This is a genomic window from Streptomyces sp. NPDC037290, assembly GCF_055603245.1.
Window position 1 is genome coordinate 944344 of sequence record NZ_JBVJVZ010000002.1, and the last position, 25576, is coordinate 969919.

Annotated in this window: 22 protein-coding genes and 1 pseudogene; 16 read left to right on the top strand and 7 right to left on the bottom strand. The window is 71.5% G+C overall.

Annotated elements, in window-relative coordinates; all coding sequences use genetic code 11:
* Positions 1–127: 127 nt before the first annotated feature.
* From ACZ7HQ_RS10035 to dnaK, 3 genes are all read left to right on the top strand, one after another.
* Positions 128–2323, top strand: coding sequence for a phage holin family protein (locus ACZ7HQ_RS10035; protein WP_470986932.1), 2196 nt, complete (start codon positions 128–130; stop codon positions 2321–2323).
* 141 nt (positions 2324–2464) lie between these two features.
* Positions 2465–2890: an OsmC family protein gene (locus ACZ7HQ_RS10040; protein ID WP_360082656.1), complete on the top strand. Its 426-nt coding sequence runs from the start codon at positions 2465–2467 to the stop codon at positions 2888–2890.
* Between the two features lie 138 nt (positions 2891–3028).
* Positions 3029–4894, top strand: a complete 1866-nt coding sequence (dnaK, locus tag ACZ7HQ_RS10045) for a molecular chaperone DnaK (protein ID WP_470986934.1) — start codon at positions 3029–3031, stop codon at positions 4892–4894.
* A 116-nt stretch (positions 4895–5010) separates the two neighbouring features.
* Here dnaK and ACZ7HQ_RS10050 read toward each other — a convergent pair.
* The 4 genes and pseudogenes from ACZ7HQ_RS10050 to ACZ7HQ_RS10065 all read right to left on the bottom strand — a co-directional run.
* Positions 5011–5486, bottom strand: a pseudogene (locus tag ACZ7HQ_RS10050) (nitrate reductase subunit alpha); the annotation flags it as partial.
* A 31-nt stretch (positions 5487–5517) separates the two neighbouring features.
* Positions 5518–6327, bottom strand: a complete 810-nt coding sequence (locus ACZ7HQ_RS10055) for an SAM-dependent methyltransferase (RefSeq protein WP_470986936.1) — start codon at positions 6325–6327, stop codon at positions 5518–5520.
* A gap of 201 nt (positions 6328–6528) precedes the next feature.
* Complete coding sequence (locus tag ACZ7HQ_RS10060; RefSeq protein WP_470986938.1) at positions 6529–7392, bottom strand: helix-turn-helix domain-containing protein; 864 nt, start codon at positions 7390–7392, stop codon at positions 6529–6531.
* Positions 7393–7490: 98 nt separating this feature from the next.
* Positions 7491–8336, bottom strand: coding sequence for a helix-turn-helix domain-containing protein (locus tag ACZ7HQ_RS10065; protein ID WP_470986940.1), 846 nt, complete (start codon positions 8334–8336; stop codon positions 7491–7493).
* Between the two features lie 48 nt (positions 8337–8384).
* Between ACZ7HQ_RS10065 and ACZ7HQ_RS10070 the strand changes: the two genes are divergently transcribed.
* The 3 genes from ACZ7HQ_RS10070 to ACZ7HQ_RS10080 all read left to right on the top strand — a co-directional run bounded on the left by ACZ7HQ_RS10070 (position 8385) and on the right by ACZ7HQ_RS10080 (position 10801).
* On the top strand, positions 8385–9530 hold the full coding sequence (locus tag ACZ7HQ_RS10070) for an ADP-ribosylglycohydrolase family protein (protein WP_470987147.1): 1146 nt from the start codon (positions 8385–8387) through the stop codon (positions 9528–9530).
* A 207-nt stretch (positions 9531–9737) separates the two neighbouring features.
* Positions 9738–10043 carry a 4a-hydroxytetrahydrobiopterin dehydratase gene (locus ACZ7HQ_RS10075; RefSeq protein ID WP_470987148.1) on the top strand — a complete coding sequence of 102 codons (306 nt, stop codon included), beginning with the start codon at positions 9738–9740 and terminating at the stop codon, positions 10041–10043.
* A gap of 5 nt (positions 10044–10048) precedes the next feature.
* Positions 10049–10801 (top strand): class I SAM-dependent methyltransferase, encoded by a 753-nt coding sequence (locus tag ACZ7HQ_RS10080; protein ID WP_470986942.1) that lies wholly within the window; start codon positions 10049–10051, stop codon positions 10799–10801.
* A 123-nt stretch (positions 10802–10924) separates the two neighbouring features.
* On the opposite strand, the gene ACZ7HQ_RS10085 is transcribed toward ACZ7HQ_RS10080, so the two are convergent.
* Positions 10925–11698 (bottom strand): phytanoyl-CoA dioxygenase family protein, encoded by a 774-nt coding sequence (locus ACZ7HQ_RS10085; RefSeq protein WP_470986944.1) that lies wholly within the window; start codon positions 11696–11698, stop codon positions 10925–10927.
* 145 nt (positions 11699–11843) lie between these two features.
* Here ACZ7HQ_RS10085 and ACZ7HQ_RS10090 point away from each other — a divergent pair, with 145 nt between their 5' ends.
* The gene (locus tag ACZ7HQ_RS10090) at positions 11844–12734 is read left to right on the top strand and encodes a methyltransferase domain-containing protein (RefSeq protein ID WP_470986945.1); all 891 of its coding nucleotides are present in this window, start codon (positions 11844–11846) and stop codon (positions 12732–12734) included.
* Between the two features lie 48 nt (positions 12735–12782).
* Here the strand turns inward: ACZ7HQ_RS10090 and ACZ7HQ_RS10095 are convergent, their stop codons facing one another.
* Positions 12783–13490, bottom strand: a complete 708-nt coding sequence (locus ACZ7HQ_RS10095) for a glycoside hydrolase family 75 protein (RefSeq protein ID WP_470986947.1) — start codon at positions 13488–13490, stop codon at positions 12783–12785.
* Positions 13491–13701: 211 nt separating this feature from the next.
* On the opposite strand from ACZ7HQ_RS10095, the gene ACZ7HQ_RS10100 reads away from it, so the two are divergent.
* Positions 13702–14313 carry a hypothetical protein gene (locus ACZ7HQ_RS10100; RefSeq protein ID WP_470986948.1) on the top strand — a complete coding sequence of 204 codons (612 nt, stop codon included), beginning with the start codon at positions 13702–13704 and terminating at the stop codon, positions 14311–14313.
* A 358-nt stretch (positions 14314–14671) separates the two neighbouring features.
* On the opposite strand, the gene ACZ7HQ_RS10105 is transcribed toward ACZ7HQ_RS10100, so the two are convergent.
* A complete protein-coding gene (locus tag ACZ7HQ_RS10105) occupies positions 14672–15508 on the bottom strand; it encodes an aldo/keto reductase (RefSeq protein WP_470986949.1) in 837 nt (278 codons plus the stop codon).
* A gap of 316 nt (positions 15509–15824) precedes the next feature.
* On the opposite strand from ACZ7HQ_RS10105, the gene pqqA reads away from it, so the two are divergent.
* Genes pqqA through ACZ7HQ_RS10145 form a run of 8 tightly spaced genes read left to right on the top strand, consistent with a single transcriptional unit; the run spans position 15825 to position 25572 of the window.
* Positions 15825–15992: a pyrroloquinoline quinone precursor peptide PqqA gene (gene pqqA, locus ACZ7HQ_RS10110; protein WP_470986950.1), complete on the top strand. Its 168-nt coding sequence runs from the start codon at positions 15825–15827 to the stop codon at positions 15990–15992.
* A complete protein-coding gene (gene pqqC / locus ACZ7HQ_RS10115; RefSeq protein WP_470986952.1) occupies positions 15989–16705 on the top strand; it encodes a pyrroloquinoline-quinone synthase PqqC in 717 nt (238 codons plus the stop codon). Before pqqA ends, pqqC begins: the two co-directional genes overlap by 4 nt.
* Entirely contained in the window at positions 16702–16992 is a 291-nt protein-coding gene (pqqD, locus tag ACZ7HQ_RS10120; RefSeq protein WP_470986953.1) for a pyrroloquinoline quinone biosynthesis peptide chaperone PqqD, read from the top strand. The genes pqqC and pqqD overlap by 4 nt, the downstream gene beginning before the upstream one ends.
* Entirely contained in the window at positions 16989–18074 is a 1086-nt protein-coding gene (gene pqqE / locus ACZ7HQ_RS10125) for a pyrroloquinoline quinone biosynthesis protein PqqE (RefSeq protein ID WP_470986954.1), read from the top strand. Before pqqD ends, pqqE begins: the two co-directional genes overlap by 4 nt.
* Positions 18071–19282: a glycoside hydrolase family 88/105 protein gene (locus tag ACZ7HQ_RS10130; RefSeq protein ID WP_470986955.1), complete on the top strand. Its 1212-nt coding sequence runs from the start codon at positions 18071–18073 to the stop codon at positions 19280–19282. Before pqqE ends, ACZ7HQ_RS10130 begins: the two co-directional genes overlap by 4 nt.
* Positions 19279–20064: a Tat pathway signal sequence domain protein gene (locus tag ACZ7HQ_RS10135; protein ID WP_470986956.1), complete on the top strand. Its 786-nt coding sequence runs from the start codon at positions 19279–19281 to the stop codon at positions 20062–20064. Before ACZ7HQ_RS10130 ends, ACZ7HQ_RS10135 begins: the two co-directional genes overlap by 4 nt.
* 13 nt (positions 20065–20077) lie before the next feature.
* Positions 20078–23326 carry a glycosyl hydrolase family 28 protein gene (locus ACZ7HQ_RS10140; protein WP_470986958.1) on the top strand — a complete coding sequence of 1083 codons (3249 nt, stop codon included), beginning with the start codon at positions 20078–20080 and terminating at the stop codon, positions 23324–23326.
* Positions 23323–25572, top strand: coding sequence for an alpha-galactosidase (locus tag ACZ7HQ_RS10145; RefSeq protein ID WP_470986959.1), 2250 nt, complete (start codon positions 23323–23325; stop codon positions 25570–25572). Before ACZ7HQ_RS10140 ends, ACZ7HQ_RS10145 begins: the two co-directional genes overlap by 4 nt.
* The last annotated feature ends 4 nt before the right edge of the window (positions 25573–25576 follow it).

Genomic DNA, 25576 nt, shown 5'->3' on the forward strand with positions numbered 1-25576 from the left:
CTCGACGGCCCGTCAGGGGGCGGCCGGGGCACAGGCCCGCACCCGGTCGTCACAGGCCCCGCACCCCGTGACAGGGTGGAGCGTGGCCCAGGCGCCGAGCGGGCCGGGACGTGAGGTGTTACGGGGCGTGCGCGCAGTGCGGTGGCGACGGATCGCCAGTCAGATCGGCCGGAGCGTCGTCGTATGGGCGGCCTCCACCCTCACCATGCTGGTCCTCGCCGCGCTCCTGCCCGACTTCCGGCTCCAGTCCGCCGACGGCGACAGCGCCACCCGCATCGCCATCACCGCCGCCTGCGGGGCCGGTGCCTTCGGTGTCCTGTCGGCCGTGGTCTGGCCGCTCCTGGTCCGGCTCCTGCTGCTCGTCCCCGCCCTCGTGCTCGGCCTGCTGGTCTTCTTCCTCAACGGCTCCCTGCTGCTGCTCGCCCTGCGCATCAACCCGTCCGGCCGAGGTGAGGCCGCACCCGAGACCGCCGTCATCGTGGCTGCGGTGATGTCCGCCGTCGCCTCGGCCACCGGTGCGGCCCTCGCCGTCCGCGACGACGAGACGTACCGGCGCCGCCTGCACCGCCTCGCCGCACGCCGCCGCAGATCCGACCCGCCCTGTCCCGCCACGCCCGGCCTGGTCTTCGTCCAGCTCGACGGCGTCGGCCACGGCGTCCTCATGGACGCGGTCCGCAAGGGCCTGATGCCCACGGTCGGGCGCTGGCTGTCGACGGGCGACGGTATGCAGTCGACCGTTGGCGGGCCGCGGGCGGTCGACCGCATACAGTCGAAGGTGGACGGCATCCTGTCGAGCGCAGACGGTATACAGCCGACCGACGACCGGCCGTCCGACGACGGACCACGCCCGACCCACCGCCTCACCCCCTGGCGCACCGACTGGTCCAGCCAGACCGGCGCCAGCCAGCTCGGCATCCTCCACGGCAGCACCTTCGACGTGCCGGCCTTCCGCTGGTACGAGAAGGACCGCGGCGAGGTGATGGTGAGCAATCGACCGACGAGCGCCGCCGAACTGCAGCGCCGCGCCGTGCTGCGCACGGGCGACGGCGGACTGCTCACCGTGGACGGTGCCAGCCGCGGCAACCTCTTCAGCGGCGGCGCCGGCGAACAGGCGCTCGTCCTGTCCATCGCGGCCCGCCGCCGCAGCCGGGAGAACCGTTCCCGCGCCGGGTACTTCGCCTACTTCTCCGATCCCGCGGGCGCCGTCCGCACCGCCCTCTCCTTCGTCGCCGAGGTGGCCCGCGAGATCGGCCAGTCGACCCGGGCCCGGATGCGGAAGAAACGCCCCCGGGTCAGCCGCGGCGGCCTGTACCCGCTCGTCCGCGCCTTCGCCACCGTCGTCGAACGGGACGTCGTCGTCGCCGCGGTGATGGGCGACATGCTCGCCGGCCGCACCGCCGTCTACGCCGACCTCGTCGCCTACGACGAAGTCGCCCACCACTCCGGGCCGTGCAGCAGGGATGCCGAGAAGGTCCTGCAGCGCCTCGACCGGTCCCTCGCCCTCCTGCAGCGGGTCGCCGAGCACGCCCCGCGCCCGTACCACCTCGTCGTCCTCTCCGACCACGGGCAGAGCCCCGGAGAGACCTTCCGTTCCCGCTACGGCCTCACCCTCGGCGACCTCGTCCGGGCCGGCTGCGGACTGCACGTGCCGCGCCGCGCCGAACGCACCCACAGCGGCGCCGAGGCCCGCGCCGCCGTCCGTGCCGCATTGCGCCGGCCCGTGGAGGAGAAGAGCGAGCAGCGCCGCCCCACCCCCGGCTCCGAGCCGCTCGTGCTGGCATCGGGCAACCTCGGCCTGATCTCCTTCCCGGACGTCCCCCACCGCATGACCAAGGAGGAGATCGACGCCCGTCACCCCGCCCTGCTGACCACCCTCGCCAACCACCCCGGCATCGGCTTCCTGCTGGTGCGCAGCGAGGAGCACGACGGTGTGGTGCTGGGCGCCCACGGCGCCGAGATCCCGCTCGCCCGGCTCGACGACGAGCCCGGCCCGCTGGCCCCCTTCGGTCCTTCGGCCGCCGACGCCGTCCGCCGCACCCACACCTTCCCGCACACCGCCGACATCATGGTGAACTCCGCCCTCGACACCGCCGACGGCGAGGTCCTCGCCTTCGAGGAGCAGATCGGCTCCCACGGCGGTCTCGGCGGCGCCCAGTCCCACCCGTTCCTGCTCTCCCCGCTGGAGTTGTCGGCACCGGCGGGCGACGGGGCGGAACTGACCGGTGCCGAACAGGTGCACCGGGTACTGCGCCGCTGGCTGGAGGAGCTGAACGGCCCCCAGATCCCGCTCACCGACGTCACCGAGGACGAGCAGGCCGCCTGAAACCCGGCCGTACGGTCCCGTAGGGACGTCACCTCCCGTTCATCCCGTGCGGACCGGTCTTCAGGGTGCGAGGGGCCCGGATGTGATCGGATAGGGCTACGGAAAACCCCCGTAACGGGATCCGACGGAAAGGGAATCATCGTGGCCACCACGCGCACCGCGCACACGGTCTGGGAAGGCAACCTTCTCGAGGGCAACGGCGTCGTCACCTTCGACTCCTCCGGCATCGGCGAGCAGCCGGTCACGTGGGCCTCGCGCTCCCAGGACGCGAACGGCAGGACCAGCCCCGAGGAGCTGATCGCCGGTGCTCACTCCAGCTGCTTCTCCATGGCCCTCTCGCACGCCCTGGCCGGTGCCGGCACCCCGCCCACCCGGCTGGAGACCAAGGCCGACGTGACCTTCCAGCCGGGCGAGGGCATCACCGGCATCCACCTCACCGTGCGCGGCGAGGTGCCGGGCCTGGACGCCGAGGGCTTCGCCTCGGCCGCCGAGGACGCCAAGAAGAACTGCCCGGTCAGCCAGGCCCTGACCGGCACGACCATCACCCTGACGGCCGAGCTGGCCTGAGGCCCGTACGTCCCGGATGCCGCGTCCCCGCTCCAGGGGGCGCGGCATCGCCGTTCCCGGGAACCCGGGCATTGACAGCGCCGCAGGCACGTCATGTGCTGGGAGAGCGGCAGGCGCCCGGGCGGAAGGGGACGGACCATGACACGTGCGGTCGGGATCGATCTCGGGACGACGAACTCGGTGGTGGCCGTCCTGGAGGGCGGCGAGCCCACCGTCGTCACCAACGCGGAGGGTGCGCGCACCACACCGTCGGTGGTGGCGTTCGCGAAGAACGGCGAGGTGCTGGTCGGCGAGGTCGCCAAGCGGCAGGCCGTGACGAACGTGGAGCGCACCGCCCGCTCGGTGAAACGGCACATGGGCGACGCCGGCTGGCGCTTCCCGGAAAGCGGTTCCATCGACGGCACCCGCCTGCGCGCGCAGGAGCTGTCCGCGCGGGTGCTGCAGAAACTGAAGCGGGACGCGGAGGCCTATCTCGGCGAGGACGTCACGGACGCCGTGATCACCGTGCCCGCGTACTTCGACGACAGCCAGCGGCAGGCCACCAAGGAGGCCGGGGAGATCGCGGGCCTGAAGGTGCTCCGGATCATCAACGAGCCGACCGCCGCCGCCCTCGCCTACGGCCTGGACCGCGGCGAGGAGCAGACGGTGCTGGTCTTCGACCTCGGCGGCGGCACCTTCGACGTGTCCCTGCTGGAGATCGGCGACGGCGTCATCGAGGTGAAGGCCACAAACGGCGACACCCACCTCGGCGGCGACGACTGGGACCAGCGGATCGTCGAACACCTGGTGAAGCGGTTCAAAGGCAGTTACGGCATCGACCTGGCCGCCGACAAGATGGCGGTGCAACGGCTGCGCGAGGCCGCCGAGAAGGCCAAGATCGAGCTGTCCTCGTCCTCGGAGACCTCGGTCAACCTGCCGTACATCACCGCGTCCGCCGAGGGCCCGCTGCACCTGGACGAGAAGCTGACCCGGGCCCAGTTCCAGGAGCTCACCGCCGATCTGCTCGACCGCTGCAAGAAGCCCTTCCACCAGGCCGTCCAGGACGCCGGGATCGAGCTGTCCGCGATCGACCACGTCATCCTCGTCGGCGGCTCCACCCGGATGCCCGCCGTGACCGATCTGGTCCGCGACCTCACCGGCAAGGACCCGCACAAGGGCGTCAACCCCGACGAGGTGGTCGCCGTCGGCGCAGCCCTCCAGGCCGGCGTCCTGCGCGGCGACGTCAAGGACGTGCTGCTGCTCGACGTCACCCCGCTGTCCCTCGGCATCGAGACCAAGGGCGGCATCATGACCAAGCTGATCGAACGCAACACCACGATCCCCACCCGCCGTTCGGAGATCTTCACCACCGCCACCGACAACCAGCCCTCGGTCGGCATCCAGGTCTACCAGGGTGAACGCGAGATCGCCGCCTACAACAAGAAGCTCGGCGTCTTCGACCTCACCGGACTGCCGCCCGCCCCGCGCGGTGTGCCGCAGATCGAGGTCGCCTTCGACATCGACGCCAACGGGATCATGCACGTCTCCGCCAAGGACCTCGCCACCGGGCGGGAGCAGAAGATGACCGTCACCGGCGGCTCCGCCCTGCCCAAGGACGACATCGACCGCATGATGCGGGAGGCGGAACAGTACGCCGAGGAGGACCGCAAACGCCGCGAGGCCGCCGAGACCCGCAACCAGGCCGAGCAACTCGTGTACCAGACAGAGAAGTTCCTCCGCGACAACGAGGACCGCGTCCCCGCCGACACCAGGACCGAGGTCCAGGAAGCGGCCACGGAACTGAAGGGACTCCTGGACCGCAACGCCGACACCGGAGAACTCCGCGCCGGTGTCGACAAACTCGCCACCGTCAGCCAGAAGGTGGGCCAGGCCATGTACGCCCAGGCCGGCCAGACCCCGGGCGACGGCGGCACCGGACAGCACGCCTCACCGCAGGACGACGAGGGCGTGGTGGACGCCGAGATCGTGGACGAGGACAGGGACAGCAAGGGAGGCGCGGCCTGACGTTCCCCGGCCTCCCCTGACTCCCCGGCCGCGCCGCTCCGGCCGGGGACCCGACTGCCGCCGATCCCGTGGGCGGTAGACGATGTACGGCCGGAACAGGTACGGCACCGGCGCGCGACACGGCCCATCGCGAGCGCCGGCGCGCCGTCCGCGCCGGGATGCGGGTGCAGCCACTCGCCGGCGAACAACGAGAGCATCGGAGCGCCGATCAGCGCGGTGGTAGCGGGCGCCGGCGGCGTGCGACACCATCGACATCGCCGGGACCGGCGAGAACCCGGCGATGCGGTCCGGGCCGTAGGTCCTGACGGTGTGCACCTGGGCCGCGGCGACGAGCTCCACCGCCCCGTCCCAACCCGCCCGCACCGGACCGCCCTTGCCGCGCGCCCGCTGGTAACGGCGGCGCCGCTCCGGGTCGTTCTGTGAGGACGCCGTCCTTGACGTTTACCTTCCACCGGCAGGACCCGGTGCAGTTCACGCCGTGGGTGGAGTGCACGACCTCGCCGTGGCTCCACCGGTTCCGGCAGAAGGCGTCCGCCTCCCGGCCGCCGGTCAGCGTCACGCCGTGCAGATCGGACGAGGGTGCGCCGGGCAGGGGAGCGCACCTGTTCACAGACCCGCACCCGTCACCGCTTGACCGCAACCCCCGCGTACACTGGCACGACCCCCTCCGCCTGGGCCGCCACGTCCTCCGGATCCGGGCGCCAGCCGTACACCGGGATGACTCCGGGGCCGAGCAGTTCCAGGCCGTCGAAGAACCGGGAGAACTCGGGCAGCGTGCGCGGGTGGAACGGTGTGCCGCTCCTGCGGAACAGCTCGGCGGCCGTCGCCACGCCCTGCGGGCTGAGGTCCTGGGTGACCTGCGAGAGGATCAGGAAGCTGCCGGGGGCGAGCGCGTCGACGTACCGCTTCACCAGCCCGAACACATCGTCCTCCTGCTCACCCAGGTAGTGGGTGAGCGCCACCAGGGACAGCGCGACGGGGCGGCCGAAGTCCAGGGACTCGCCCGCCAGCCGCAGGATGGTGCCGGGGTCGCGGACATCGGCCTGGAGGTAGTCCGTGCGGCCCTCGGCGGAGCTCCGCAGCAGGGCCTCGGCGTGCCGGAGCACGATCGGGTCGTTGTCCGCGTAGACCACCCTGGACTCCGGCGCCACGCGCTGCGCGACCTGGTGCAGATTGGGCTCGGTGGGGATGCCCGTGCCGACGTCGAGGAACTGGCGTACACCGGCCTCGGCGGCGGTCCGGACGGCCCGGTGCATGAACCGGCGGTTGGCGCGCGCACCGCGCACCGCCGTGCCGTCCGCGGCCAGGATCCTCCGCGCCAGCTCCTCGTCCACGGGGTAGTTGTCCTTGCCGCCCAGCCACCAGTCGTACACCCGGGCGGGGTGCGGACGGCTGGTGTCGATCGGCGCGGGCACGGCATCGGGTGCGGACATACTTCTGATTCCCCCTGAGGTCGGTCATGGCCGGGTCGGTCGGTTCGGTCGGCCGGTCGGGTCCGGGTCGGTCGGGCAGTCGAGTTGAGTCGGTCGGTGGTCGGCCGGCCGGGCAGTCGAGTTGAGTCGGTCGGTGGTCAGCCGGCCGGCCGGTTCGGGCAGGTCGGGTCGGGGCGGGTCAGGGTCGTTCCGGACGGGATGTCACAAGGTCTTGCGGAACTCCCGCAGCAGGGTCCGGGTGCGCTGCGCCGACGCCGCCCGCGCCGTCATGTGGTCCAGCACCTCCAGATGCGCGGAGACCTCACGACGGGAGTCCAGGTAGAGGGCACCGGTCAGGTACTCCGTGAACACCATGTCCGGCAGCTCGGGCTCGGCGAACCGGAACAGCGTGAACGGCGCGTACGTCCCCGGGTGCGGTCCCGCCGCGAACTCGGCGAGCTGCAGCGTGACCCGGTCCCGCTCGACGTACTCCAGCAGCCGGTCCAGCTGTGCGCGCATCACCTCGCCGCGCGTGCTCACCGGGCGCCTGAGCACCGTCTCGTCCATGATCACCCACAGGTGGGGCGGATCGTCCCGCTCCAGCAGCCGCTGGCGTTCCATGCGCAGCGACACATGCCGTTCCACGGTCTGCGGCGAGGTCTGCCCGATCGTCCCGGCCTCCAGCACCGCCCGCGCGTAGTCCTCGGTCTGCAGCAGGCCGGGGACGAAGTGGGGCTCGTAGGAGCGGATGATCCGGGCGGCGCCCTCCAGGCTGACGTACAGGCTGAACCAGTCCGGCAGCACGTCGTGGAACCGCTGCCACCAGCCGGGCTGGTTCGCCTCCTCGGCCAGCCGCACGAACGCCGCCGCCTCCTGCTCGGCCACCCCGTAGGTGTCCAGCAGCACCTGCACGTAGGGGATCTTCAGCGCGACCTCGGCCATCTCCATCCGCCGTACGGTCGCGGGCGCCACCCTGAGCACCCGGGCGGCCTCCTCACGGCTCAGGCCCGCAGCCTCCCGCAGCTCCTGCAGCCGCTTGCCGAGCACCACCTGGCCCACGGTGGGGGCAGCCCGCCGCTCACTCACGCCACGCCCTCCCCTTACGCGCCGAAGTACCCGGGCAGTCTGCCATGTGATCCCCTCTCGCACACGGGTCCGACCGGATCCGTGCGGACGGGGTGGAGTCAACCGGCCAGCGTGTGCAGGTACTTGGCGGTCGCCGGGTCGGCCGGCAGGAACGTCTCGATGGCGAGCTCGGCGACCGTGACGTCCATCGGCGTGTTGAACGTGGAGATCGACGACACGAACGACAGGATCCGGCCGCCGATTTCGACGCGCAGCGGCAGCGCGAAGTACGCGACCGGCGCCTCCGGTTCGTCGCCCGGCGCGTCCTCCGCCGGCACCGGGTAGGCCGCCACCTCCTCGTACAGGGCGCGCAGCCGGTCCGATCGCTGCAGGGCGATCTGCCGTTCCATCTGCGCCAGCAGATGCCCGCGCCACTCGCGCAGATTGCGGATGCGCGGTGCCATTCCCTCCGGGTGCAGCGTCAGCCGCATCGCGTTCGGTGCCGGGCCGAGCAGCTTCTCGGGCACGCCGTCCAGCAGCATGGCGATGCCCCGGTTCGCGGCGACGACCGTGTAGCCGGCGTCCACCACCAGCGCGGGGTAGGGCTCGTAGCCCCGGATCAGGCGCTCCATGCCGTCGCGCAGCGCGTCCAGCGCCGGGTCGTCCAGCGGCGTCTCCGGATAGTGCGGGGCGTAACCGGCGGCCAGCAGCAGGGAGTTGCGCTCCCGCACCGGCACGTCCAGATGCTCGGCGAGCCGCAGCACCATCTCCTCGCTCGGCCGCGACCGGCCGGTCTCGATGAAACTGATGTGCCGGGCCGAGGAGTCGGCGCGCAGCGCCAGCTCCAGCTGGGAGATCCGGCGCCGCTCCCGCCAGGCCCGCAGCAGCGGGCCGACGCCCCTGTCGGCGTCGGTGGCGGCGGGGGCGGTGGCGGACGCGGAGGGGCCGGAAGCGACAATGGTCATGCGTCCGACCGTAGTCGAGGAGTTGCTGAGGAGTTGCTTCCGTTGCACATGAACGAACCGTGGTCGCAGCCGTGGCGCACACCGTCCCTTCCGACCGCGGCCGTCCACCGGGCGCGGGTCCGCGGCTGTCTCCTCGGCGGCGCGCTCGGTGACGCCCTCGGCTACCCCGTGGAGTTCGCCTCCCTCGACCGCATCCGCGCCTCGCACGGAGCGCGCGGTGTCACCGGTCTCGTACCCGGCGCGGCCGGCGCGATCGGCCTGATCAGCGACGACACCCAGATGACCCTGTTCACCGTCGAGGCCCTCATCCAGGCGCACGCACGTGAACGCGAGAAGGGCATCGGCGGCGCCTGGCCACTGCTGCTGCGCCAGGCGTACGAGCGCTGGCTGGAAACCCAGTCCAAGCCCGGCCCGGCACAGCCCGCGGCCCCCCTGCACGGCCCCGGGCAGCCGGCACCGCACCAGCCGGCACCGGCGCACCCTGGCGCACCGGCCGGCGGCCTGGTCACCGAGGCCTGGCTGTACGCCCGGCGCGCCCCCGGAAACGCCTGCCTGTCCGGCGTCGCCCGGATGTACGCGCCCGACCCCGCACTTCCGCTCGACGGCACCCCGGGCGAGGTCAACCCCGACTCCAAGGGCTGTGGCACGGTCATGCGTTCGGCCCCCTTCGGGCTGGTCAACCCCGCCGACGTGGCGTTCGCCATGGCCGCGCGCGGCGCCCAGATCACCCACGGCCATCCCACCGGCTACTACGCGGCGGGCGCCCTCGCCGCGATCGTGGCCCACCTGGTCGCCGGGGAGTCGCTGGAGGGCGCGGTGCTGCGCACGCTGCGGCTGCTGGAACGGCACCGCGGCCACACCGAGACCACGGACGCCCTGCGCGCCGCCCTCGACCTCGCCGGCGACGGGGCACCGACGGCGGAGAAGGTGGAGTCCCTCGGCGCGGGCTGGGTCGCCGAGGAGGCCCTCGCGATCGGCGTCTACTGCGCGCTCGCCGAGCCGGACGTCGAACGAGCGCTGCTGCTGGCCGTCAACCACTCGGGTGACAGCGATTCCACCGGATCGATCTGCGGCAATCTGCTGGGCGCCCTGCACGGTGACACCGGACTGCCGCACGCCTGGGTGACGCGGGTGGAGGGCCGGGCCACGATCGCCGCCCTCGCCGACGATCTCGCGGCCGAGTGCGCGGGCTGACGCGGAGCGGCGCGTCCAGAGCTGACGCGGCGGAGTGCCGGGAGGGGCGCGCGGGCGGCAGACGCGGGGCCATGCGCGGGCGGCCTGGGCGAACGGAGTACGCGAAGGGGTACGCAGGCGGCTCGCGCGAGAGGAGTACGCAGGGGGCCCGCGTGGCAGGCTGACATCGTGTCCCGCCTTCCCGTCACCTCGAAGGGAGCCCCGGCCATGGCCGTCGAACCGCTGTCGCAGAAGGAGATCGAGGACCGGCTCGCCGAGCTGCCCGGCTGGGCGGTGGAGTCCGGCCGGCTCACCCGCTCCTACCGCCTCGGCTCGCACGTGGCGGCGGCGGCGCTGGTCATGCACATCGCCGCCGTCCAGGACGAGCTGGACCACCACTCCGACCTCGCCCTCGGCTACAACACCGTCTCGCTCGGCGTGAACACGCACAGCGCGGGCGGTGCCGTCACCGCGAAGGACTTCGATCTCGCCCGCAGGGTGGAGGACATCGCCCCAGGTCACGGTGCACACTGACGGACGTGCTCGACTACGAGAACGAGGCCGACGCCTACGACGCGTCCCGCGGCGGCGAGGCCCGCGCCGCCGCGGCCACCGCGGCCATACTCGGCCTGATCCCCGACGCCCCGGGCCGGCTCCTCGACGTGGCCTGCGGCACCGGGATCGTCACCCGCCGGCTCGCCGCCGAGCGCCCCGCGCTGCGGGTGACGGGCGCCGACCTCACCCCCGCCATGGTCCGTATGGCGGGAGCCCGGCTGCCCGGCGCGGTCGTACGGGCCGACAGCCGCCGCCTGCCCTTCCCCACCGGCACCTTCCACACGGTCACCAGCATCTGGCTGCTGCACCTGCTGGAGGACGCCGAGGACGTCCGCGCCATCGTCGCCGAGTGCGCCCGTGTGCTGCGCCCCGGCGGGGTCTACGTCACCACCGTCGACAAGGCCGCGGCGCACGACGTCGGCAGCGACATCGACGCCGTCCTCGCCTCCCGCCCGCGCCGCCCCGCCCAGGACGCCGACGCCACCGTCACCGCGCACGCCGTTCGGCACGGGCTCCGGCCGGCCGGCAGCGCCGCGTTCCCCGGAGTCGGCCAGGGCCGCAGCCCCCGCACCACCATCGCCGACCTGCGCCGCGGCTGGTTCACCCTGCTCCCACCGGGAGAGCCGCGCACGGAGGAGTACGCTGCCCGCCTCTCCCGCCTGCCGGACCAGGACCGCCCGCGCCCCGACCCGGAGTTCGCGCTGCGCGCATACCGGAAGCAGGGGGCGGCGGGCTGATGGCCGCGGGACGCCGTGGGGCGCCTGCTCGACGGTGACCTGAAGTCCCCTGTCACCGCCGGGACGCGTTCCAGGGCTCGGTGAGCATCACCAACAACCGGGCCGACCTCGCCAGTTGGCTGATCAACACACCTGGCGGCCGAGTCCCCGGCGGATCGCCTGCTCCACCGGCGAGTACGCCCCGTCGGGCCGGTCCAGCTCGTAGGGCACGGCCGAAGACAGCGGCGGCTGCGCCATGAAGCGGGGCCGGGTGCCGTGGTGCGGCTGGGCCGCGTGCACCAGGAAGGGATGACAGAGGTAGACGTCGCCGGGGCGGCCGGTGGCGTACGCGAGCGGGCGGTGCGCCGAGGCCCGCACCAGCTGCGGTGCGATCTCCAGCCCCGACACGCCCGCCTCGCCGTACGGCTCCAGCAGCGGCGGCACGTCCAGGTGCGAGCCGACCCGGATCCGGGTCGGGGCGTCGGCCTCGGTGACCTCGCTGAACAGGAACAGCATCAGCAGTGCGCGGTCCCTGGAGCGCAGGTTGGTGAAGTACCACTGCTCGCCTTCGGGAAGATAGCTGCCCTCGATGTGCCAGCCCGCGTCGTCCGGCTCGACCGGGTGCGGGAACCGCAGCGGAAAGGTCCCCAGCGAATACCGCGGCTCCCACCGGCCCGCACCGACGAGCAGGTCGAACGCCTCATGCAGAGCGGGGGAGTTGGCGGCGGCCGCGAACGGCCCTTGCGCCATGCCGTTCAGCCGGACCACCGGCTCCTTCCAGGTGCCCGGGTCGTCCGGGTCGTACCCGGTCTCCCGCCACAGCAGCCGGGCGCAGTCCGCGGCGACGCGCGGAGGGAAGGCACCCTCGAGCTTCACGAAGCCGTCGGCGAGGAAGCGTGTCACAAGATCGTCGTTCACAGAACCCCATGCTGGTGGCCCGGCCCGCTGCCACGCACCCCATTTTTTGCGGCACCGGCACGTTTTTGCGGCACCGGCAACGAAAGTGGCACAGCCCCCTTGCGCCGTCGCACGCTGGCCGCATCCGAGCGAGAGGCTGACCACCATGGCACACGACCACCACACCCCTCACAGCCATGCCCCCGGTCATGGCGGCGACGTCGACTGGGGCGCCATGGCGGCCCAGCTGGAGGCGGAGGCCGAGGTGTTCGGCCCGGCGTACGCGCGCGCCCTGGCCTGGCTGGCCAAGGAGGTGACCGAACCCGGTCTGGTCGTGGATGCGGGCAGCGGTCCCGGGGTGATCGCCTGCCTGATCGCGGAGACGTTCCCGGGCGCGCGGGTGGTCGCCGCCGACAGCTCCGCACCTCTCCTGGAGCGCGCCCGCGCCCGCGCCGCCCGCCAGGGCGTCGCCGACCGGTTCGACACCCTCGTCGGTGAACTTCCGCAAGTCCTGGCGGAGTTGGACTACCCGGCGGACCTGCTGTGGGCCAGCCGCAGCCTGCACCACCTCGGCGACCAGGAGGCCGCGCTCGCCGCGTTCGCCGCCCGGCTCGCTCCCGGCGGCACGCTGGCCATCCTGGAGGGCGGTCTGCCCGCCCGCTTCCTGCCCCGCGACATCGGCTTCGGCCGTCCCGGACTGCAGGCCCGTATCGATGTGGCGCAGGAGGACCGCTTCGCCCGGATGCGGGCCGAGCTGCCCGGCGCGGTCGCCGGGACCGAGGACTGGCCGGCCCTGCTGACCGCGGCGGGCCTGAAGCACACGGGCACCCGCAGCTTCCTCCTCGACGTGCCCGCCCCGGTCCCGGACCGGGCCCGCGCCTTCGTCGTCGCCGCGCTGGCCCGGGCCCGGGAGGTGCACGCCGACGTCCTGGACGCCGACGACCTCGCCACCCTCGACCGTCTCCTCGACCCCGCCGATCCCGGCGGCGCCCACCGGCGCCCCGACGTGTTCGTGCTGGCGGCCCACACGGTGTACCGGGCGGTACGGCCGGTCTGAGCGTGGCCGTACCGCCGCTGGGACAGCCCAACTGGCATACGAGGCAGCTCAGTTGTTCGCGAGGAACTGCTTGGCCAGCTGGTCCCCGAGGGAGACCGTGGCGCTGTGGCTCTCGATGGGGGAGACCTTGGAGTTCTTGAACAGGATGTAGGTCACGCCGGAGTCGGCCCCGCCGGTGGCCGGATCGGGGTCGATGCCGAGCGCCTTGGCGGTGGCGTACGACGCCTCGCCGATGATCTTCGTGGGGCCGGTGTCGCCGACGACGGCGTACTCCACCTTGTTGTTGTAGATGACCGCGACCACGCCGCCGCCCTTGATGCCGGCGCTCGAGTAGTTCCAGATGCTGCTGGAGCTCGGTACCACGACGTACGGCAGTGACTCGGCCTTCAGCGGCTTGCCGTCGGACTGGTGGAAGGCGGTGTCGTCCTGGTACCAGGGGTCGCGGTCCTCGTTGCAGTTGCTGGTGCGCTGGCCGTCGCAGTCGATGTCCATGTCGGCCTTCCAGAACACCGCGCCGTTCTTGCCGCACACGGGGACCGTGGCCGATGTCTCGTCGTCCGTCTTGTACTTGCCGTTCGATATCTGCGAACAGGACGTCACCTTGGCCAGCAGGTCGGCCGCACTGACCGACCCCTCCTGGGCGGAGTGCGGGGCGGAACGTGCCGCTGGGCCGGCGGACGCGTGTGCGGGAAGCACTCCGGCGGTGAGCAGCGCGGCCGCGGAGGTCGCGGCAAGGGTCAGGGTTCGAAGGCGCACAGTGGGGGCCCTTCTGTTAGGAAAGTTTCCTTACCAGGTGCCGTCCACGGTGGCCCTGTGTGCATGTCCTCGTCAAGCCGGGCGCCGCGAACTGGTGAAACCTGCGCGTATTGCGGTGATTTACGAGGGTGGCAAGACTGGAGGAAAGGGCCATTACGGAGATGTCTGCGGTTGTCGGCAGACGCGGTCACGGCTCCGGGAGGCGAGGCGCATGTTCGTACGCACGGTGTACGCGACCGGCGATCCGGCACAGCTGGGCACGGCCGTCCGGGCCCTGAACACCCGGGGCCACGACCTGCTGGAGGAGCGCCCCGGATACCGGGGAGCGGGTGTCTTCGTCGACCGTGACCTCGGCAAACTGCTCACGGTCAGCTGGTGGGAGTCCGCGGACGCGCGCCGCGTCAGCGACGAGGTGATGAGCGCGCGGCGGCCGGAACTGCTGCAGCCCTTCGCCGGGACGGTCGCCGTCGAGAACTACGAGGCCGCCGTCCACCACGCCGTGCAACGGACCCTTTCCGGCGGCGGGCTGCGGGTCGCCCGGCTCGACTTCGAACCGGCGGACGCGGACCTCGCCGCCGACACCTTCCACGCCGGTGTGCTGCCCCGGCTGGAGGTCCTGCCCGGATTCGCCGGGGCGGACCTCTTCCTGGACCGCGAGCGGGGCCGTGGCATGTCCGCCATCCTCGTCACCGACCGCACCGCACTCGCCGCGACCCGGGCCGCCCATGCCGCGATCCGCCGCGAGAACACCGCCAAGGCCCACGTCACCGTGGTCGCCCTGGAGGAGTTCGAGATCCTGCACGCGGACGTACGGGCCGACTGAGCGGCGGGCCCACCGCCGCGCGGGCTGCTGGGCGGGCGCGCGGCCGAGCAGGGGGTGCCGGCCGGGTCGGGCTGCTGATGGGTGCCGGTGGGTGTCACTCGTCTGTGCCGGCGGCGGGGTCTGAGGCGGGCTGTGCGGGGGCGGCCTGGGTTCGCGTTGCGGGGTGGCCGGGTCGTGGGGCCGCGAGCCGGAGGGCACGGGTCCGGGCAGGCGCCGCCGGGCGGCACGGCGGGTGGCCATGGGACCGCTCGGGTGCCCAGGCCCGAGCGCCCGCAGGTGCCGGCCCCGCAACCGCGGACGGCCGTGCGCTCCGCTGTGCGGGCGGACGGCCGCGGGCGTGGGCTGGGCGCCGGGAGTGTCAGGCCATGTCGAACGTGGCGGGGTCGGGGCCCAGGCGCCGGTCCTCGTTGAGTGCGCTGATCGCCGCCAGGTCCTCGTCGTCCAGGCTGAAGTCGAAGACCTCGATGTTCTCCTTGATCCGGGACGGCGTCACGGACTTCGGGATCACGATGTTGCCGAGCTGGATGTGCCAGCGCAGTACGACCTGCGCCGGCGTACGGCCGTGCTTCTGCGCGATGGCCACGATCGCCGGCACCTCCAGCAGGCCCTTGCCCTGGCCGAGCGGCGACCAGGCCTCGGTCGCGATGCCCTGCTCGGCGTGGAGCGCGCGGGCGGCGTGCTGCTGCAGATGCGGGTGCAGTTCGATCTGGTTGACCGCAGGGACGACCGAGGTCTCGGAGAGCAGCCGCTGGACGTGCTCGGGGAGGAAGTTCGAGACGCCGATGGCGCGGACCCGGCCGTCGCCGAGCAGCTTCTCGAACGCCTTGTACGTCTCGGTGGAGGCGCCGCGGGACGGCAGCGGCCAGTGGATCAGGTACAGGTCGACGTAGTCGAGGCCCAGCTTCTGCAGCGACGCGTCGAAGGCGCGCAGCGTGCTGTCGTACCCGTGGTCGCTGTTCCAGAGCTTGGTGGTGACGAAGACGTCCGCGCGGGGCAGGCCGGAGGCGGCGATGGCCTTGCCGGTGCCCTCTTCGTTGCCGTAGATCGCCGCTGTGTCGATGCTGCGGTACCCGGCCTCCAGCGCCGTGGCGACGGCCTGCTCGGCCTCGTCGTCCGGCACCTGCCAGACGCCGTAGCCCAGCTGGGGCATCTCGACGCCGTTGTTGAGGATGATCGGGGGGACCTTGCTGCTCACGAGCTCTCGATCCTTCGGTTGTGGACAGGTGGTACTCCCATCGTCAACGATCACGCGCCGCAATGCATTCCTGGCCGCGCACTCCGCCGCAACTGACCCGTCAGTCAGTGCCCGCAGCGGAGATTGGCCGGAAATGCATCCGACGTTTTCGGTCCGGACCATTGACCGCAGCGCGCCGCGCCGCAACTCTGTATCGCGCCACCGGACGTATCGCTGAACCCGGTGCATACATGTGAACCGGCCCTGACCATGGCCACTGCCTCCCCTTCAGCTCCCTTCTGAGACTCCCCACCCTCGGGAAAGCGAGTACCCACCCATGAGCGAGAGCCCTTCGCCGTCTGCCCTGACGCACCACTCTGACCCCGAGACATCGGATGAAAACGTCTGGCAAAGTCCTGGCTATCACATCGTGGAGACCGCGCTCGAGGTGACCGCCTACGCGCTCGCCGACCGTCGTCCGCCCGAGCCGCCCCCGGCCGCATGACCGCGGCACCACCGGTGCTCGACGGCCGGAACGCCTGGCCGGCCGCCGAGTTCACCGAGCGGCTGCGCGCGGTCACCACGACGCGCTACCACGACCGCCACCCCTTCAACCGGCGCATGCACCGCGGCGAGCTCACCCCCGCCGAGCTGCGCCGCTGGATCGCCGCCCGCTTCCACTACCAGCGGCACATCCCCGTGAAGGACGCGCTGATCATCGCGGGGCTCGACCGGCCCGAGGAGCGCCGCGCTTGGCTGCGCCGCATCCACGACCAGGACGGTACCGACGGCACAGGGGGCGGTATCGAGCGCTGGCTGCGGCTCGGTGAGGCGGCCGGCCTCGCCCGCGAGGAGCTGTGGGACGCCTCCCGGGTGCCGCCCGGCGTGCGGTTCGCGGTGGAGGCGTACGTCACCTTCTGCCGGCGGCGCCCGGTGCTGGACGCCGTCGCGGCCTCCCTGACCGAGCTGTCCGCCCCGGCCCTGATGCGTACCCGCGTCACCGCCTTCGAACGGCACTACCCGTGGATCGACCCGGCCGGCCTCGCCTACTTCCGCACCCGCGTCACCCAGGGCGCCCGGGACGCCGAGCAGGCCCTCGCCCTGGTCCTCGACCGGTCCCGCACCCGCGAGGAGCAGCAACGGGCGGTAGCGGCACTGGAGTTCAAGTGCGAAGTGCTGTGGGCCCTGCTGGACGCGGTGGACCGGAGCGACCCATGACACCGGTCCCGCCCCACGCCGCCGCATGGCGCCCCGCACTCGCCCGAGGTGTGGTGCTGCGGCACGACCGGGTCCGGGGCGCCGACCTGTTGCTGCTGCCGGAGCGGGTGGTGGTGCTCGACGGCAGCGCGGGCGCGGTGCTCCGGCTGTGCGACGGCGTCCGGGACGTGGACGCCGTCGTCGCCGAACTGGCCGTACGTCATTCCGCCACCGCCCCCGCCGCCCCCATTGCCGTCGAAGTCCCTGAATTTCTGGCCCGGTTACGGAAGGAGGGCTGGCTGAGATGACGGCCGCACCCCCCTGGGCCCTGCTCGCCGAACTCACCCACGCCTGCCCGCTGCGCTGCGGATACTGCTCCAATCCCGTCGAACTGGTAGACCGTCAGGAGGAGTTGACCACAGCGCAGTGGTCGGAGGTCTTCCGGCAGGCGGCCGCTCTCGGTGTCGTCCACACCCATCTGTCCGGAGGCGAACCGCTGCTGCGGCGCGACCTGCCCGACCTGGTGGCCGCCGCCGACGGCGCGGGCCTGTACACCCAGCTCGTCACGAGCGGAGTGGGGCTCGCCGAGCGGAGGCTGGCCGAGCTGGCCGGTGCCGGGCTGCGCAGTGTGCAGCTGTCGGTGCAGCACGCGGACCCCGCCACCGCGGAACGCATCGCGGGCGCACGGTCGTTCGCGGCGAAGGAGCGCGCCGCGCGGCTCGTCCGCGGGGCGGGGCTGCCCCTGGGACTGAATGCCGTCCTGCACCGCGCCAGCCTGGACGGTCTCGACGACCTGATCCGGCTCGCGCTCGGCTGGGGCGCCGACCGGATCGAGCTGGCGAACACCCAGTACCACGGCTGGGCCGCCCGCAACCGCGCCGTTCTGCTGCCCACGCCCGCCCAGGTCGAGCGGGCTCGCACCAAAGTGGCGTGGTGGCGTGAACGGCTCGGCGGAAAACCGGAGTTGGTGTGGGTGGCCCCCGATCTGCTGGACGCCACCGCGAAACCCTGCATGGGCGGCTGGGGCGGTGTCTCGCTCACCGTCGCACCCGACGGCACGGTGCTGCCCTGCCCGGCCGCAGGAACCCTCCCCGGCTTGGACCCGCCGAACGTGAAGAGCCGCCCACTGGCATGGATCTGGCGGGAGTCGAAAGCCTTCAACGCCTTCCGGGGCGAGGCCTGGATGCCCGAGCCGTGCCGCGGCTGCGCCCTGCGCGCCGTCGATCACGGCGGCTGCCGCTGCCAGGCGTACGCCCTGACCGGCGACGCCGCCCGCACCGACCCCGCCTGCCGGCACGCCCCGGACCACCACCTCGTCGAGACGGTGGTGCGCGGCGCCGCCCGGGCCGCAGACCGGCCCGCGTACGCCCATCGAGAAGGAGGAGCATGAGACGCCGAAGCCGACGCGTACGCCTGCGGGCGGCGCTGACCGCCGCCGCGCTCGCCACCGCCACCCTGGCCGCGCTGCCCGCCGCCGTGCCCCCCGCGAGCGCCGCCCTCGCACTCCCTGCCGCCCGGGTTCCCACCGCCCGTGACTGGTCCACGGCCGTCGTCGACTCCACCATGGCGCGCTACACACCGGCGACGATCGGCGGCTGGTCGTACCCGGTGGGCCTCTATCTCTACGGCCAGTACCTCGTCTACCGGCGCACCCACGAGCCGCGCCTTCTGTCGTACATCAAGGCCTACGTCGACCGGTTCGTGCACAGCGACGGCACGATCGACCAGTCCTTCAACAGCCTCGACAGCATGCAGGCGGGCCGGCTGCTGGTGATCCTGCACCACGAGACCGGACAGGACCGCTACCGCAAGGCCGCGCAGAAGATCCGCGACCGCCTGAACAGCTATCCGCGCACCTCCGACGGCGGCTTCTGGCACGCCGACACCAGCAGCCGGGCCCACCAGCTGTGGGCGGACGGCGCCTACATGGTGAACCCGTTCCTGGTCGAGTACGGAAAGGAGTTCGCCGACAGCGCGTACACGAACGACGAGGCCGCCCAGCAGCTGTCCGTCTACGGCAGCCACCTGCAGGTCGTCAACGGCCTGTTGCGGCACGCCTACGACGAGTCGAGGTCGGCCACCTGGGCCGACCCGGCCACCGGTCTCGCGCCGGAGCACTGGTGCCGTGCCGTCGGCTGGTACTCCATGGCGCTCGTGAACGTCCTCGACGCGATCCCCGCCAACCAGGCGCGCCGACCCCAACTGCTCGGCATCTTCCGAACGCTGGCGTCCGCGCTGGAGAAGTACCAGGACCCTGCGTCGGGACGCTGGTTCCAGGTGATCGACAAGGGCTCCCGCCCGGACGACTGGACGGAGACCTCCTGCTCCAGCATGTTCGCCTACGCCCTGTCCCGAGGCGTCCAACAGGGTTATCTGGACCCGCACTTCAACGCCGTCGCCCGGCGCGGCCACCAGGGCGTGCTGGCCCGGCTGTCGGTCGGAGCGGACGGCCGTACGAACCTCGCCGACATCTCCGTCGGCACCAACGTCGGCGACTACGCGTACTACGCCGGCCGCACCCGGGCCACCAACGACTTCCACGGACTCGGAGCCTTCCTGATCATGAACGAGCAACTGCGAGGTGATTTGGTGTCATGAGCACGTCTAGAAGGGGGGTGCTCGGTGCCGCGCTCGGCGGCGCCGCAGCAGCCGTGACCGGCCTGCCGGTCACCGAGGCCCACGCCGCCCCCTGGCAGCTGAAGTGGTCGCCGTCGGCACGCACCGACGGGCTCGGCGCCTTCGAGACCGTCGAGGACGACCGCGCGCACTCCCACCCGGCCGGGCATCCGCACATCTTCACCACCGGCGACAACTGGCGCTTCAACATCCACACGGTCGACCGCGACACCTCCACCGACCGCCAGCGCCAGGAGGTCACCGGGCTGCGCACCGGCGCCGACAGCTATCTGAAGTGGACCGAGGGCCAGACCTGGCGGCTCACGTACGCGATGTACATCCCGGGCACGCTCAAGGCGACCACCACCTTCACCCACGTCATGCAGATGAAGCAGCCCGGCACCGGCACCCCGCCGATCGTCGTGCAGTCGCTGCGGCGCGTGAACGGCGTGCAGACCATCGAACTGCGGCTCGCCGTCGACGACATCCTCGTCGGCCGCACGAACCTCGGCCCGCTGCACGACAAGTGGACCGACGTCGACTTCCAGATCGAGATCGGCAACGGTTCGGCCGGTTCCGTCCGCTGGATCCTCAGGAGCGGTTCCACCACCGTCGTCGACAGGTCCAGGTCCGGTGTCGACACCTTCCTCGCCGACCGGGTGCGCCCCAAGTGGGGCGTCTACCGCTCCCTCGGCGACACCTCCGGATCCCTGCAGGACACCTACCTGCTGCTCACCAACCTCCGCGGCTACCAACTCGCCTAGAGGAGCGGTCCTCGTGAAACCCGCCATCGCCGACCCGAGACGGGCGGCGGCGATCGTGCTGTGCGTCCTCGCCGTCGTCCTCGGCCTCACCCACCCCGCCGCCCTCGCGGCCCCGCACCCCGCCACGCCCCGCCCGGAAACCGTTTACGACGTGCGCGACTACGGCGCCAAGGGCGACGGCTCGGCCAACGACACCCCCGCCGTCGACAAGGCCATCACCGCCGCCAACGCGGCGGGCGGCGGCACCGTCCGCTTCCCGGCCGGCACCTACAAGTCCAGGAACACCATCCACATGAAGAGCCATGTGACGCTCCAGCTCGACAAGGGCGCCACCCTCCAGGGCTCCTCCGCCGGCACCTACGACCCGCCCGAGTCCAACCCGAACGACAAGTACCAGGACTACGGGCACAGCCACTTCCACAACGCGATGATCTACGGCGACCGGCTGACCGACATCGGTTTCACCGGCGGCGGGGTCATCGACGGCGCCGGCAACCTGATCACGGGCAACCCGAAGTCCGGGCAGGCCGACAAGATCCTCTCGCTGACCCGTTGCGACGGACTGCGCCTCGGCGACGGTCTCACCCTGCGCCGCGGCGGCCACTTCGCCGCCCTGGTCAACGGCTGCACCAACGTCGTCTCCGACCACCTGACCATCGACACCGCGAGCGACCGCGACGGCTGGAACGTCATCTCCACCACCGGCGTCACGATCACCAACGCGCACATCGCCGCCAACGACGACGCCCTGGTCTTCAAGAGCGACTACGCCCTCGGCGCCAAGCTCCCCAACGGCCATGTGCGCGTGAGCGGTTCGGTGCTGTCGGCGCGCTGCTGCAACGCCCTGATGTTCGGCTCCGAGACCTGCGGCGACTTCTCCGACTACCAGTTCGAGAACATCCGTATCGAGGGTGCCGACAAGTCCGGACTCGGCATGGTCTCCATGGACGGTGCGAAGATCTCCGACGTCCACTACCGCGACATCACCATGACGAACGTGCACTCGCCGATCATGGAGAAGATCGGCACTCGTAAACGGTGTGGAAACAGTCCGGGCGTCGGCTCGATCAGCGACGTCACCTACGACAACGTCACGGCCACCGGCAACAGCCCGTCCTTCAGTCCGACCCTGTGGGGCGAGGACGGCCACCGCATCAGCGACATCACCTTCAACCACGTCGACATCACCGTCCCCGGGGGCAACGGCACCATGTCCACCGGGGTGCCGAGCAACGACCCCAGGGACTACAACCCGAAGAGCATCGGGACCCGGCCGGCGTACGGCTGGTATCTGCACGATGCCGACGGTGTCACCTTCACCGACAGCTCCGTGAAGTTCGCGGCGGACGACGGCCGTCCCGCCCTCATCGCCCACGCGGCGAGCGGAATCCGGTTGACCCGGTTCACAGCGCAGAAGGGCGGCAACTCGCCTCACGACCTCGGTTTCCGGTCCGTCACCGGTTACTGCGTCAGTGACAGCCACACCACCCACGGCGGCGCCCTCCGCGTCTCGGCCACCGGATCCAGCCAGAACTGCGCCGCCCCGGTCCGCCCGCGCGACGTCGAGAACCCCCGCCAGGCCTTCCTCCGCGCCTCCGTCGGCGGCCTGTTCCTGCACTGGGGCCTGCGCACCGCCCCCGCCCACACCAGCTGCACCGCCTGGGAGAAGGACGTCACCAGCGGCGGCTGGACGCCGGACTACTGGGTGAACGAGGCGCGCAAACTGCACACGCAGTACATCGTGCTGGCGACCTTCCACAGCCGGCTCGGCTACGCCCGCCCGTGGCCGTCGAAGATCCCCGGCTCCTGCTCCACCAAGCGGGACTTCCTCGGTGAGCTGATCAACGCCGCGAAGGCCAAGGGCATGAAGGTCATCCTCTACATGACCGACGACCCCCAGTGGCACGACGAGGGCGGCCACGAGTGGCTCGACTCGGCCGCGTACTCCGCCTACAAGGGCAAGAACGTCGACCTGACCACGCGTGACGGCTTCGGGCAGTTCTCGTACGACAACTTCTTCGAGGTCATGGACCGCTACCCCGACCTCGGCGGCTTCTGGATCGACAACGACAACGCGTACTGGGAGAGCCACAACCTCTACGCGCAGATCTATCAGAAGCGTCCGGACTACACGCTCAGCAACAACAACGAAGATACGCCGATCATGGACATGATCAGCAATGAGCAGAAGACGGGAATGACGCCCGCCTACGACTACCCGCAGGCGATCTACACCGCCCAACCCCGCCTGACCGAGGCCGACTTCAAACTGCCGTCGACCGGCGCCTGGTGGTACGACGGCTCCAACCCGACCGTCGACAAGATGCTCACGCTCGGCCGGCTGATCACCAACGCCGGTTCCTCGGTGAAGGCCCTCATGGCGGAGACCGCCCAGGCCAACGGGAAGTTCCCGGCGAACCAGGCTAACTTCAACACCTTCGCGAACTCCTACCTCGACAAGATCTGGGAGTCTCTGCACGGCACCGAGGGCGGCGGCTACATGTACGGCGGCCTCAAGCCCGGCTTCTGGAACGACGGCGCGCACGGCGTCACCACCATCGCCAAGGACGACCCGAACCGGCAGTACCTCCACGTCCTGACCCCGCCGAGCACCGGCACCCTGCGCATCCGCGACAACGGTTACCGCATCGCCTCCGTGACCAACCTCCGCACCGGCGCGCCGGTTTCCTGGTCGCAGTCCGGCGGCGTGCTCACCCTCACCGGCCTCGGCGGCTGGGACCCGTACGACACCGTCTTCAAGGTGGTCACCGCCGGCCGCCAGGGCATCGCGACCGGTGTCAAGGTCACCGCCGACGCGTCCGCGAGCAGCCACCCGGGCTCCGCAGCCGGCGACGGCGACCACCTCACCTACTGGGACAACGGCAAGACGCTCCCGGTCAGCCTCACCTTCGACCTCGGCACGGCGCGGAAGGCGCAGTACATCGGGCTGAACCAGCGCGAGGACTCCGTCGCCTACGCCCGCTCCGCCACCGAACAGTCCGCGCGGATCAAGGCCTACAAGGTCTACCTCAGCGACGACGGCAAGAACTGGGGCAGCCCGGTCAAGACCGGTCAGCTCCCCAGCGCCCGCGGCATCCAGGGCATCGACCTGCCCGGCAGCACGGCCCGCTATGTCCGCCTCGAGGTCGACACCACCTGGGCCGCCTCCACCGACACCACCCGCTACCAGCTGCTGCGGATCGACGAGACCTGGATCGGCACCTCCTACGCCACACCCGCCCCGAAGGGACGACGCCCATGACCCGGCTCAGAACCCTCACGACAGCGGCGGCCGGGCTGCTCGTCGTCGCCGCCGTGCCCCTCGCCGGCGCCGCCCACCCCGCGGCCGCCTCCGACAACGGCCAGTCCCTGCGGCCCGCCATGGGCTGGAGCAGCTGGAGTTTCGTACGCCGCCAGCCCACCGAGGCGAAGATCGAGGCCCAGGCCGACGCGCTGGCGTCGAGCGGCCTGAAGGACCACGGCTTCGTCCAGGTCAACCTCGACGACTTCTGGCAGAAATGCGATGCAAACGGTTTCACGGTCGACTCCCACGGCCGCTGGGCCGTGGACAGAACCAAGTTCCCCGACGGCATCAAGGCCCTCGCCGACCACGTCCACGCCAAGGGCCTGAAGTTCGGCTTCTACGTCACCCCCGGCATCGCGAAGAACGCCGTCCTGAAGAACACCCCGATCGAGGGCACGCCGTACCACGCGAAGGACATCGCCGACACCTCGAAGACGGAGAAGAACTACAACTGCAAGAACATGTACGCCATCGACTACTCCCGGCCGGGCGCCCAGGAGTTCGTCAACTCGTGGGCCTCGCAGTTCGCTTCATGGGGAGTCGACTACCTCAAGATCGACGGCGTGGGCAGCCGGGACATCCCCGACGTCCAGGCCTGGGACAAGGCCCTGCGTGCCACCGGGCGGCCCATCACCTTCGCCCTGTCCAACAACCTCCCCCTCGACCACGCCACCACCTGGCGCGCGCTCGCCAACAGCTGGCGCACCCAGGGCGACGTCGAGTGCTACTGCGGGCCCGGCCCCAATGGAAGCGGTTACCCGCTCACGAACTGGTCCCATGTCTCCACCCGCTTCGACTCGGCCGCCGCCTGGCAGCCGTACGCCGGGCCCGGCGGCTGGAACGACCTGGACTCCCTGGAGATCGGCAACGGCGACCAGGCGGGACTCACCGCCGACCAGCGCCGCTCCCAGTTCACGCTGTGGTCGATGGCGGCGGCACCGCTGCTGCTGGGCACCGACCTGACCCACCTCGACCCGGTCGACACGGCGATGCTCACCAACGACCGGCTGATCGGCGTGGACCAGGACGGGGCCGCGGCGAAACGGATCGTGAACAGCGGGGTCAAGCAGGTCTGGAGCAAGCGCGAGAGCAACGGCGACCACGTGGTGGCCCTGTTCAACACCGGAACCTCCGGCAGCGCCACGGTCACCGTGAACTGGTCCCAGGTCGGCTTCACCGGCTCCGGTGACGTCACCGACCTGTGGTCCGGCTCCCACCAGGGCACGGTCGCCGGCTCCTACAGCGCGACCCTCCGCCCCGGCGAGAGCCGGCTCGTCCGGGTCAGGCCCACCGCCTCCGCCACGGCGCTCGCGGCGTCACCCGGCATGGCCGTCGCCCCGTACGAGTACCTGGGCTGGGGCGATCCACCGGACCCGGCCAAGGTGATGTCGGCGACCGGCGTCACGTGGTTCACCCTCGCCTTCGTCCTGTCCGACGGCACCTGCAACCCCAAGTGGGACGGCACCCGGCCGCTGACCGGTGTCAGTGACCAGTCGACGGTCGACCGTATACGATCCGCGGGCGGCGATGTGATCGTCTCCGTCGGCGGCTGGAGCGGCGCCAAGCTGGGGGAGAAGTGTTCCAGCGCGGCCAAGCTGGCGACTGCATACCAAAAGGTGATCACCGCATACCGTCTCCGCGCGATCGACATCGACATCGAGAACACCGAATGGTCGAACGCCACCGTCCGCCAGCGCGTCGTCGACGCCCTGAAGACAGTGAAGGCGAACAACCCCGGCCTGAAGACGGTCATCACCTTCGGCACCACCACGTCCGGCCCCGACGCGACCGGCGCCGACATGATCAAGCGGGCTGCCGCCTCCGGTCTGGCCAACGACGTCTGGTGCGTCATGCCGTTCGACTTCGGCGGCGGCACCACGAACATGGGCACCCTCGCCACCCGGGCCATGGAGGGCCTCAAGGCCCGGGTCCAGGCGGCCTACGGCTACAGCGCCGCCACCGCCTGCGCCCACATCGGCCTGTCCTCCATGAACGGCAGGACCGACGACTCCGGTGAACGGGTCCGTGTCGCCGACTTCACGACGATGCTCTCCTACGCCCGGCAGCACCACATCGCGCGCCTCACCTACTGGTCCGCCAACCGCGACCGCCCCTGCGGCGCCGGCACCGACGGCGACGCCTGCAGCGGCGTGCCGCAGCAGCCCTACGACTACCTCAAGGTCTTCACCCAGTACACGGGCTGAGGGG